Source organism: Sphingobium sp. TomTYG72 (assembly GCF_055394715.1).
On the sequence record NZ_AP027336.1, the window covers coordinates 1,692,420 to 1,704,184 of the forward strand.

Annotated in this window: 6 protein-coding genes; 5 read left to right on the top strand and 1 reads right to left on the bottom strand. The window is 62.5% G+C overall.

The genetic code is table 11. The features are described 5' to 3' along the window. Nucleotides 1-72: 72 nt before the first annotated feature. Nucleotides 73-1,407 (bottom strand): lipopolysaccharide biosynthesis protein, encoded by a 1,335-nt coding sequence (locus ACZ5U1_RS08510; RefSeq protein WP_464778035.1) that lies wholly within the window; start codon nt 1,405-1,407, stop codon nt 73-75. A gap of 146 nt (nt 1,408-1,553) precedes the next feature. On the opposite strand from ACZ5U1_RS08510, the gene ACZ5U1_RS08515 reads away from it, so the two are divergent. The 5 genes from ACZ5U1_RS08515 to rpoB all read left to right on the top strand — a co-directional run bounded on the left by ACZ5U1_RS08515 (nt 1,554) and on the right by rpoB (nt 11,720). Continuing rightward, on the top strand, nt 1,554-2,495 hold the full coding sequence (locus ACZ5U1_RS08515) for a LysR family transcriptional regulator (protein WP_464778036.1): 942 nt from the start codon (nt 1,554-1,556) through the stop codon (nt 2,493-2,495). A gap of 265 nt (nt 2,496-2,760) precedes the next feature. Further along, nucleotides 2,761-4,872 (top strand): TonB-dependent receptor, encoded by a 2,112-nt coding sequence (locus tag ACZ5U1_RS08520; RefSeq protein ID WP_464778037.1) that lies wholly within the window; start codon nt 2,761-2,763, stop codon nt 4,870-4,872. 94 nt (nt 4,873-4,966) lie between these two features. Next, the gene (locus tag ACZ5U1_RS08525) at nt 4,967-6,082 is read left to right on the top strand and encodes a DUF47 family protein (RefSeq protein ID WP_464778038.1); all 1,116 of its coding nucleotides are present in this window, start codon (nt 4,967-4,969) and stop codon (nt 6,080-6,082) included. A 127-nt stretch (nt 6,083-6,209) separates the two neighbouring features. Beyond that, nucleotides 6,210-7,211: an anion permease gene (locus ACZ5U1_RS08530; protein WP_464778039.1), complete on the top strand. Its 1,002-nt coding sequence runs from the start codon at nt 6,210-6,212 to the stop codon at nt 7,209-7,211. 345 nt (nt 7,212-7,556) lie between these two features. Continuing rightward, nucleotides 7,557-11,720 (top strand): DNA-directed RNA polymerase subunit beta, encoded by a 4,164-nt coding sequence (rpoB, locus tag ACZ5U1_RS08535; RefSeq protein WP_464778040.1) that lies wholly within the window; start codon nt 7,557-7,559, stop codon nt 11,718-11,720. The last annotated feature ends 45 nt before the right edge of the window (nt 11,721-11,765 follow it).

Genomic DNA, 11,765 nt, shown 5'->3' on the forward strand with positions numbered 1-11,765 from the left:
GCTCGGCCCGAACGGAAGGAATAATTCGAAACGAAGGAATGTCTGAGCTTGAGAGGTGCGATCCGCTAAACCCTATCTCAAATGCCGCCGCACCGCCGCCGCCCGCATCACAAAGCCGCCCATCGAAGCCACCAGCACCGCCAGCGCAGCGCCTTGCGCCCCGATCCGGGGCAGAAGAACCGCCAGCATCACGCCCAATATCGCGCATTCGACCAATCGCACCATCACCGTCAGCCGCTGCCGATCAATGGTCATCAAAATGGGATCGAAGCTCACCCCCGCCATCTCGATCGCCGCCGCGCCCGCCAGCAGCAGCAGCAGCGGATAGGCAGGCAGGTAAGCCACGCCGGACATCTTCACCAACACCCATTCCCCCACCAGCCAGAGCAGCAGGATGATCAGGACAGCGCTCAAAGCCGCAGCCGCGCTGATCTGCCGGGACAGCTTGCGCAGCGCGGTCATGTCGCCCTCTCGCCCACCGCGCATATGATGGCGCGTGGACTCCGCGAAGATGGCACGCGACATAAGCTGCGAGAAGGTCGTCAACGCGTTGCCCAATTGCGCCGCAAGCCGGTAGTAACCCGCTCCCGTCGTGCCCGCGAACATGCCCACCAGGAATATCGGCACATTATTGATCAGTGCCAGCAGGCTGAGGTTGATGTTGCTCGCGACCGAGAAATTCAGGATTCCGGGAAAGTGCTGCCGCGCTTCTCCAATCCAAACCGGCTTCACCCAGCCGATGCGGCTGCGGCCATGGCGAAACGCCAGAATCCAGTAGGTCAGGGAAACCACGACCTCTGAAAAGGCCCATGCCATCAGAAAGCCGAGCGGCGTCGGATTGAACCACAACGCAACCAGCGCACCTGCCATGCGCATGATCGGCATCATGCTTTCGGCGAATGCGGCCGCTGCAAAGCGATCCATCAGGCGCAATATGCCGACTGCCGTCGATCGGGTCGCGATCAGCACGACGGACGCATAGCCCAAACCCATCCACGCGACGGACCTGTTCCAACCCAGAACCGGCCCCAGCAGCAATGCGATGGCCGCCGCCAGCACTATGCCCGCCACCGCGCTCAGCAGGTCGATCGTCAGGGTAGCGCCGACCAGCTTGGCCAATGCGGATTTCTGGCCGTCCTGCAAAGGGGCCTGCCCGAACTTCACGACCGCCTGCCAACTGTCGAAGGTGACGATACGGGCGATGAACTGGGCGATAGCGATGACCAGGCTGAATACACCGAAGCCCGCCGGACCCATCGTTCGGGTAGCGATGGCGAGATAAACAAGGCTAAGCACCGCGCCCAACCCCTTGCTGCCAAGCAGCCAGCCGGTGTTACGGACGATATTCGCAAAGCCGCGCTTGTCCCCGGCGTTATCCGCCACCGCCCGCCTGAACCGACTGATCATGGCGCCTGATTGCCGAACTCACCGCAGATGCCAAGCGGAATTGTCGGCGCAATCGGCTGCCACTCCGGCCCGGTCATCAAGGACACACCCCACCACCGCCAAAGATCGCGCTTAACCCGGCGTCCCAATTGCACTATCACCGCCGCATGGCCACGCCTTCCCTGCGTCAACTCGACATTTTTGCGCAGATGGTGGCGGCGGGCAGCATGTCGCGCTGCGCCCGCGATCTGGGCGTCCCGGTCGAAGACATCGCACGCGCAATTGCTTCTCTGGAAATGCGTCTTGGCTATCATCTGTTTGAAGGTCCGCCTGATCATCAACGGCTGACTGCCGCCGGGCGCAAGACCGCCGAGGCGATGACCCTCTTGTCGCAGGATCAGTCCGACAGCTGGGCACTTGACGAAGCAGCCCCTCCTTCCCCTCCGCCCGTCGCGCCTGAAGCCGCGCCTGCGGAGCCTCCCCCCGCACCAGCGCGGCAGGCGATCACCCTTGCCGCCCCCGCCCCCGTTTTCGGCCACTTCCAAGAAGCGCTCGCCGCGTTCGAGGCCGCGAATGAGGATATCGCGATCACGCTCGACCTCTCCATCCACCTCGCCGGCGAGGCGCGTGCGGCACTGGAGCAGGGCCGCGTCGATATCGCCTATTTCTACGCCTTGGGGGAACAGCCGGGCTTCGCCTCCCGCTATGGCTGGTCGGAACAGATCAACCTTTACGCCGGGGCAGACCATCCGCTCGCCCGGCGCGACATCGTCACAGCCGACGATCTCCGGATCAGTCCCACGCTCGCCATGGAGCCGAATAACGGCCTGCGTCGCATCATCGATGAAGCGCTCGACCGGGAAGGCATCAGCATGGGCGCGCCAGTGCTCGAAACCGACAATATGTTCGATATCATGACCATATTGCGCGAAGGCGCGGGCTGCTTCGCCGCCTTCGGCCCCCTCGCGCGCGACCTCGGCCGCATGAACGGCATCCGCCGCCTCCCCCTGGAACGCCCCCTCCCCTCCATCGAGATCCGCCAAGCCCTGCGCGCCCGCGCCCACGCAGACTCGCCAGTGAGCGCGCTCGCCGAGTTTCTCTTCCTCTGACTTTTGCACCGGGTCCGATCGATCTTGGCCCTGGGTCATTGGTCGATGACACTTGATCGCCGATCCTCAGCGGCGGGCCACTGATCCGTGGTCATCAACGCCGGATAGCTGATCCGCGCCACTTTCTTCCCGCCTGCGGACGCCCGGCGGCTGCCCTCTATCCCTTCCTCGACAGCCCGCCCAAAACATGAGCCAAAATCAATTGATACGTTATAACATTTAAGTTAGAGGCGCCTCACAACTGTTTCAATCAAGGGTTTCCTTCATGAATTCCCCCCTGCCGCTCCTCCGCGCCAGCTGCGCCCTCATCGCAATCTGCCTCGCCTCCCCCGGCCTCGCCCAATCGGCATCAACCCAGCCCGGCACCTATCATGATGAACAGCCCAACATCGTCATCACCGCCATCATCCCCCGTCGCCAGGGTGACATATTGTCCGGCACCTCCGTCCTTTCCGGCATTCAGCTGACGCGCGACCTACGCCCTACCATCGGCGAAACCCTCGCCCATCAACCCGGCGTCTCCGCCACCTCCTTCGGCCCCAACGCCTCACGCCCGATCCTGCGCGGTCTTCAGGGCGAACGGGTACGCATCCTCACCGATGGCGTCGGCAGCTTCGACGTATCCAACACCTCGGTCGATCACGCCGTCGCGATCAATCCCCTGACCGCCGACCGCATCGAAGTGCTGCGCGGCCCCGCCGCCCTTCTCTATGGCTCCTCGGCGATCGGCGGGGTCGTCAATGTGATCGACAGCCGCATCCCCCGCCGCTTGCCCGACGAGCCGATCCACATCGAAGGCATCGCCAATTACGGCAGCGCCGCCAACGAACGCAGCGGTTCGGCCGAGATCGAAGCGCCGGTAACGGACAAAATCGTCGTCCACTTCGACGGCAGCTATTCGAAGAGCGGCGATCTCGACACCGGCAATTACATCCTCACCCCAGCCCTGCGCGCTCAGGCCGCAGCCAGCGGAGACCCCGCCATCACACCCCTCGCCGATCTGCGAGGCAAGCTTCCCAACAGCGCCGCGCGCACCTGGGAAGTGGCTGGCGGGGCGGCGCTCGTGACCGACGGCGGCAACCTGGGTTTCTCGATCGCCCACACGGACAATCTCTACGGCGTCCCCGTCCGCTATTCGGTCGAGCCGGGATCAGAGGCCGAACAGGTCCGCCTCCACATGAAGCAGGACCGCGCCGACATGCGCGCCGAACTGCCGGTCAATGGCGGCATCTTGGATTCCATCCGCCTTCGCGCGGGCTTCGCCGATTATCAGCATCAGGAGATCGAACCATCCGGGGAGGTCGGCACCACATTCTATAACCTGTCGATCGAATCGCGGCTTGAACTGGTGCAGGCAAAGCGAGGCGGATGGGACGGGGCCGTCGGCGCCCAATTCTTCGCCCGCAACTTCCATGTCGAGGGTGAAGAGAAATTCCTGCCCCGCAACCGGACGGAGCAACTCGGCTTTTTCACGCTTCAATCCTTCGACCTTGGCAGCAGCCGGATCGAACTGGGCGGACGCTATGAACATAACAAGGTCGGGGCGGACGCGGACGCAACCTTGTTCAATCCCGCTTATCAGCGCAGCTTCGACGCGTTTTCCGGCTCGATCGGCGCCAGCCAGGAGATACGTCCAGGCTGGCGGGTCGGCCTGAACCTCGCCCGCACCGAACGCGCGCCCTCGGCTGAAGAGCTATTCGCGCGCGGCAATCACGCCGGGACGCAAGCATTCGAGCTTGGCAACCCGAACTTCGACCTGGAGAAAAGCTGGGGCGTGGAAGCCACGCTGCGGGGGGAAGGCCCCGGCTACAACCTGTCTCTCTCGGCCTATCACAACTGGTTCAACGGCTACATCTACGATGCGCTGGTGGATGACACCGCCTGCATGGCGGTGAACGGCGGAGAGCCTCTGGAATTCCCTTGCTTCCAATATAATCAGGCGGACGCCCGCTATCTCGGCTTTGAAGCAGAGGCATCGGTCAAGCTCGGGGAAGTCGGCGGATACAAGGTCAATCTGGATGGCCTCGCCGATTATGTCCGCGCAACCATCACCGGCTCAGGCCCTGCGCCACGCATCCCGCCGCTCCGGCTACTCGGAGGGATCGAACTTCAGGGCGACCGCCTGAGCTTCCGGGGCGAGGTCGAACATAGTTTTGCGCAGGACAGGATCGCCTCGACCGAAACCCGCACGGATGGCTTCACGCTCGTCAACGCATCGCTGTCCTTCAAGCCGTTGAAAGGGAATGACCGGACCACCATCAGCCTGTCGGCGAACAATATATTCGATGTCGCGGCCCGGCGGCATGCCAGCTTCCTCAAGGATTATGCGCCCCTTGCTGGACGGGATATCCGCCTGACGGCTCGACTATCCATCTGACCAACCTAGTTCATTGCGCAATGTGACAGTTTGGTTACAAGGCGCTCATGAATGAGGGGCATTTTATGGCTAAGGCTGAAGGGGCGGACTGGTAATGCGCCAGATTGCCGCCCTGCCCTATGCCACTGATCCCGATGGGTCGATGCGCATCCTGCTGATCACATCGCGCGAAACCCGCCGATGGGTGATTCCCAAGGGAAATCGCATCAAGGGGATGGCCGGACACCGGGCCGCTGAGCTGGAAGCCTATGAGGAAGCGGGCATACATGGCATCGCCTGCCCCGCTCCCTTGGGCCGCTATCGTTATGACAAGCGTCGCCGCAAAGGCGGATCGCGCGAAGCCACGGTTGAAGTTTTCCCCCTTGCAGTGACCGGCCAGTTGTCGCAATGGCCCGAGCAGGGGCAGAGGGAACTGCGCTGGTTTCCGGTCGCAGAGGCCGCGAAAGCGGTCGAGGAACCCGATCTTCAAACGATCATCGCGGCCTTTCGCGAACCGCCGCGCGATCCGGGCTGGTTCATCCGAACGCTGCTGCGGATCAAGGAATGGCAAAGCGAAAGGACTGGAATGCTGCGGTGGTTTCACGCGCTGATGCCCAAACAGGGGCGTTTCTTCGAACAGTTTGAGGATCATGCGGTGACGCTCGTCGCCGGGGCCGATGCGCTCGCCAAGCTGCTGAAGGGCGGCCCGGACATGGACGCACAGATCGAAGAGATCTCCGCGCGCGAGCACGAAGCCGACGACATCATCCGCGAAGTGCTGCAGGATGTCCGTCGCATTTTCGTGACGCCCTTCGACCGCAGCGCCATCACCGGCCTGATCGGCGTGATGGACGACGCAATCGACCAGATGAACCAGACCGCCAAGGCGATCGCCCTGTTCGAGGTCAAGGAGTTCGCTCCCCAGATGCAGGACATGAGCGCTCTTATCGTGGAGTGCGCCCGCATCACAGCCGAGGCGATGCCGCTGCTGCGCTCGCTAAGCCTCAATTCGGTGCGATTGCATGACCTGACCGAGCGGTTGGTGAAGCTGGAAGGGCATGCCGACATACTGCATGAGGCGGGCCTCAAGGCGCTGTATAATCAGGCGCGGGAAGGCAACCCCATGGACTTCGTCGTCGGAAACGAAATCTATGCCCATCTGGAGAAGGTGACCGACCGGTTCGAGGACGTCGCCAACGAAATCTCCGGGCTGGTCATCGACCACGCCTGATCTTCCACTGACCACAGCGCGCTCGCACGCTCGTAAACGGCCGATCCTTAAGCCTCTTCTCAATCGGCGCGAACCACCGAACGGACCCAATATGCTTCGATCCCTGCAGGACAGAGTATAACCCGCGATGGAAGCTCAGCTCGCATTTCCGCTGCTCATTGCCCTCATCGGCATCGCGCTGGCGTTCGATTTCCTGAACGGCCTGCATGACGCGGCAAACTCCATTGCCACGATCGTATCGACCCGTGTGCTAAAGCCCCAATATGCCGTGGCCTGGGCCGCCTTCTTCAACTTCATCGCCTTTCTATTCTTTGGGCTGCACGTCGCGGAAACCGTCGGCAAAGGCATTGTGGATGCTAACATCATTGACGCCCAGGTGATCTTCGGCGCGTTGATGGGTGCCATAGCCTGGAACCTCATAACCTGGGGCCTTGGCATACCCTCTTCCAGCAGCCACGCGCTGATCGGGGGCTTGTTGGGCGCGGGCACGGCAAAGGCGGGCCTGAGCGCTGTCGTATGGAGCGGCGTGTTCAAGACCAGCGCCGCCATCGTCATGTCTCCCGCGATCGGCCTGCTCCTGGCGCTGTTGCTGGTCCTGATCATCAGCTGGATATTCCGCCGCTTCACGCCGCAAGGTGCCGATCGAGTGTTCCGAAAGCTCCAACTGGTCTCAGCCTCGCTCTATTCTCTGGGCCATGGCGGCAACGATGCGCAGAAGACGATGGGGATCATCGCCGTCCTGCTCTATTCGCAGGGGATGCTCACGGGCGAATTCCACGTTCCTTTCTGGGTGGTGATTTCCTGCCAGGCAGCGATGGGTCTTGGCACACTGTTGGGTGGATGGAAGATCGTCCACACCATGGGATCGAAGATCACGCGACTGACACCTGCTCAGGGTTTTTGCGCCGAAACCGGCGGGGCAATCACGCTGTTCATGGCGACGCATCTGGGCGTCCCAGTCTCAACCACGCACACGATAACGGGGGCCATCGTCGGCGTGGGCGCCTCTCGCCGCTTGTCGGCGGTACGGTGGAACGTGGCGTCTAGTATCGTCATCGCATGGGTCGTCACCCTTCCCGCAGCAGCGCTGATCGGTGGAGGTTTTTACGAGCTCACGCGACTTTTCTAACATAGGCACTTCATATCGCGGCCATTGCGATCAGGACGATCTGCCCCTTCACAAAAGGTGGCGATCGCTCTATATGGCGTTTTGAAAATCCGGTTCCTGCAAGCCTTCCGGCGAGCATGAACCGTCCCCTGGATCGCCCGGGGACCGGTTTCGAATAGCGCGCGAAACCGGCGGGATTGGGCGACATTTGGTGGGTCACAAGGTGCTGACAGTGCGGATCGGACAGTCCCGGCCCGCACTTTTTTGCGTGGCGGCAGAAGGGCGAATCAGCCCTTTCACCCGTCTCGTCAGGCTGAATTTCGCTGCGATGCGAAAAAATGCGACGAATTACAGGCAGGAAACGCAATGGCGACCAAAGCTCTCCCCACGATCAGCAATACCGGCGCGAAGAAGCGCATCAGAAAGGTATTCGGCGACATCCACGAAGTGGTGCAGATGCCGAACCTGATCGAAGTCCAGCGGGAGAGCTATGAGCAGTTCCTGCGGTCGGACCCGTCGATCGGCTATGTGTCGGGCCTCGAAAAGACCCTGCGCTCGGTCTTCCCGATCCGTGACTTCGCTGGCACCGCCGAGATGGACTTCGTTCATTACGAGCTGGAAGAGCCGAAGTACGACGTCGAGGAATGCCGTCAGCGCGGCATCACCTATGCAGCGCCGATGCGTGTCACGCTTCGCCTGATCGTGTTCGAAGTCGATCAGGACACTGAAACCCGCTCCGTGCTCGATATCAAGGAGCAGGACGTCTACATGGGCGACATGCCGCTCATGACGGGCAATGGCACCTTCATCGTCAACGGCACCGAGCGCGTTATCGTGTCGCAGATGCACCGTTCGCCGGGCGTCCTCTTCGACCATGACCGTGGCAAGACCCACTCGTCGGGCAAGTATCTCTTCGCCGCGCGCGTCATTCCCTATCGTGGTTCGTGGCTCGACTTCGAATTCGACGCCAAGGACATCGTCAACGTCCGCATCGACCGCAAGCGCAAGCTGCCGGTCACCGCGCTGCTCTATGCGCTCGGCCTGACCGCCGAAGACATGCTCGGCTTCTTCTACAACAAGGTCGTGTTCGTCCGTGGCGAAGGCGGCTGGCAGATCCCCTACCTCGCCGAAGCATGGCGCGGCCAGAAGCCCGCTTTCGACATCGTCGATGCCAAGTCCGGCGAAGTCGTGTTCGCCGCTGGCCACAAGATTAGCCCTCGTGCCGCGAACAAGGCGGAAAAGGACGGTCTTGAGACCCTGCTGATCCCGACCGAGGAAGTCTATGGCCGCTACAGCGCCTACGACCTCATCAACGAGAAGACCGGCGAAATCTACATCGAGGCCGGTGACGAAGTCAGCCCTGAAAACCTCGAAAAGCTGGACAAGGCGGGCATCGATCGCCTCGAACTGCTCGACATCGATCATGTCACCACCGGCCCCTGGATCCGCAACACGCTGAAGGCCGACAAGGCCGAAGAGCGCGACCAGGCCCTGAGCGACATCTATCGCGTCATGCGCCCCGGCGAACCGCCGACGAAGGAAACCGCTGAATCGCTGTTCGCGGGGCTCTTCTTCGACCCCGAGCGCTATGATCTCTCGGCCGTCGGCCGCGTGAAGCTCAACATGCGTCTCGACCTTGATGCCGAGGACACGGTCACCACCCTGCGCGTCGAGGACATCCTCGCCGTGGTTAAGGAACTGGTGAACCTGAAGGACGGCAAGGGCGAGATCGACGACATCGACAATCTCGGCAACCGCCGGGTCCGTTCGGTGGGCGAGCTGTTGGAAAACCAGTATCGCGTCGGCCTCCTGCGCATGGAGCGCGCCGTCAAGGAGCGCATGTCGTCGGTCGACGTGTCGACGGTCATGCCGAACGACCTCATCAACGCGAAGCCCGCCGTGGCCGCCGTGCGTGAATTCTTCGGCTCTTCGCAGCTGTCGCAGTTCATGGATCAGACGAACCCGCTGTCGGAAGTCACTCACAAGCGCCGCGTCTCGGCGCTTGGCCCGGGCGGCCTGACCCGTGAGCGCGCGGGCTTCGAAGTCCGCGACGTGCACCCGACCCATTATGGCCGTATCTGCCCGATTGAAACGCCGGAAGGCCCGAACATCGGTCTGATCAACTCGCTCGCCACGTTCAGCCGCGTGAATAAATATGGCTTCATCGAGACGCCCTACCGCAAGGTGATCGACACCAAGGTGACCAATGAGGTCGTCTATCTGTCGGCGATGGAAGAAGCCAAGCACACGATCGCGCAGGCGAACGCTGAGCTGAACGCTGATGGCACGCTGGCCGAAGACCTGATCTCGGCGCGTGAAGCGGGCGAATTCCTGATGGCGCCCAAGGACCACATCACCCTGATGGACGTCAGCCCCAAGCAGCTGGTGTCGGTCGCGGCCTCGCTCATTCCGTTCCTGGAAAACGATGACGCCAACCGCGCGCTCATGGGATCGAACATGCAGCGTCAGGCCGTGCCGCTGGTCAATGCCGAGGCGCCGTTCGTCGGCACCGGCATGGAAGGCACGGTTGCGCGGGATTCGGGCGCGGCCATCGCCGCCAAGCGTCCCGGCATCGTCGATCAGGTCGATGCGACCCGTATCGTCATCCGCGCCACCGGCGATATCGAACCCGGCCAGTCGGGCGTCGATATCTACACGCTCCAGAAGTTCCAGCGTTCGAACCAGGACACCTGCATCAACCAGCGTCCGCTGGTGAAGGTGGGCGACCTGATCGAAGGCGGCGACGTGATCGCCGATGGCCCATCGACCGAGTTCGGCGAGCTGGCGCTGGGCCGCAACACGCTCGTCGCGTTCATGCCCTGGAACGGCTACAACTATGAAGACTCCATCCTGATCTCCGAGCGGATCGTGAAGGATGACGTCTTCACCTCGATCCATATCGAGGAGTTCGAGGTCATGGCCCGCGACACCAAGCTGGGGCCGGAAGACATCACCCGCGACATTCCGAACGTCGGCGAGGAAGCGCTGCGCAACCTCGACGAGGCAGGCATCGTTTACATCGGCGCCGAAGTGGAGCCGGGCGATATCCTGGTCGGCAAGATCACCCCCAAGGGTGAATCGCCGATGACCCCGGAAGAAAAGCTGCTCCGCGCGATCTTCGGTGAAAAGGCGAGCGACGTGCGCGACACCTCGCTGCGTCTGCCGCCGGGCGTTGCCGGTACGGTCGTGGAAGTCCGCGTCTTCAACCGCCACGGCATCGACAAGGACGAGCGCGCCATGGCGATCGAGCGGGAGGAAATCGACCGTCTCGCCAAGGACCGCGAGGACGAACGCGCCATCCTCAACCGCGCGACCTTCAACCGCCTCCAGGAAATGCTGCTCGGCCAGACCGCTGCCGCTGCTCCCAAGGGCATCAAGAAGGGCGTCGAGATTGACGAGGCCCTGCTGGGCGAAGTCGAGCGTCATGAATGGTGGAAGTTCGCCGTCGCGGACGACACCCGTCAGGCGGGCATCGAAGCCGTCAAGGCGCAGTATGACGAAGCGGTGAAGCTGATCGTCGAAAAGTTCGAGGATCGCGTCGATAAGCTGCAGCGCGGCGACGAGTTGCCTCCGGGCGTGCTGAAGATGGTCAAGGTCTTCGTCGCGGTGAAGCGTAAGCTGCAGCCGGGCGACAAGATGGCCGGGCGTCACGGTAACAAGGGCGTCATCTCGCGCATCCTGCCGATCGAGGATATGCCGTTCCTTGAAGACGGCACCCATGTCGATATCGTGCTCAACCCGCTGGGCGTGCCGTCGCGCATGAACGTCGGCCAGATTTTCGAAACGCATCTGGGCTGGGCTGCCCGTGGCCTCGGCCAGCAACTCAAGCATGCGCTGGAGGAATGGCGTGAAGCCAATCCGAACCCGCAGGCGGGCGCCATGCCCGACGCGGTCAAGGAACGGCTGCTTGCATCCTACGGCCCGCAATATGCCGATCAGATCGAAGGCCGCACCGCCGAGCAGATCATCGATCTGGCCGAGCATCTGCAGCGCGGCATTCCGATGGCGACCCCGGTGTTCGACGGCGCCCGCGAAGCCGACGTGTCGGCGATGCTGGAGCTGGCGGGCCTGCACTCATCGGGTCAGTCGGACCTGTTCGACGGCCGCACGGGTGACCGCTTCGACCGTAAGGTGACTGTCGGCATCATCTACATGCTGAAGCTGCACCACCTGGTCGATGACAAGATCCATGCTCGTTCCATTGGGCCGTACTCGCTTGTTACCCAGCAGCCGCTGGGCGGTAAGGCGCAGTTCGGTGGCCAGCGCTTCGGTGAAATGGAGGTGTGGGCGCTTCAGGCTTATGGCGCTGCCTACACGCTGCAGGAAATGCTGACGGTGAAGTCGGACGACGTGGTCGGCCGTACCAAGGTCTACGAAGCGATCGTCAAGGGCGACGATACGTTCGAGGCCGGGATCCCCGAAAGCTTCAACGTGCTGGTCAAGGAAATGCGCTCGCTGGGCCTCAACGTCGAACTCGCCGCGATGGACGAGGTCGAGGACGACGACGGCTTCGCGCAGGCGGCGGAATAAAGGGTTTGCGGGGCGCGGCCTGACGGGCGCGCCCTCCCCTTCGCT

Bases quoted from the DNA above. Each gene is read 5' to 3' on its own strand.
- ACZ5U1_RS08530 (WP_464778039.1), top strand. From the start codon at position 6,210: ATGGAAGCTCAGCTCGCATTTCCGCTGCTCATTGCCCTCATCGGCATC.
- ACZ5U1_RS08525 (WP_464778038.1), top strand. From the start codon at position 4,967: ATGCGCCAGATTGCCGCCCTGCCCTATGCCACTGATCCCGATGGGTCG.
- ACZ5U1_RS08515 (WP_464778036.1), top strand. From the start codon at position 1,554: ATGGCCACGCCTTCCCTGCGTCAACTCGACATTTTTGCGCAGATGGTG.
- ACZ5U1_RS08520 (WP_464778037.1), top strand. From the start codon at position 2,761: ATGAATTCCCCCCTGCCGCTCCTCCGCGCCAGCTGCGCCCTCATCGCA.
- ACZ5U1_RS08510 (WP_464778035.1), bottom strand. From the start codon at position 1,407: ATGATCAGTCGGTTCAGGCGGGCGGTGGCGGATAACGCCGGGGACAAG.
- rpoB (WP_464778040.1), top strand. From the start codon at position 7,557: ATGGCGACCAAAGCTCTCCCCACGATCAGCAATACCGGCGCGAAGAAG.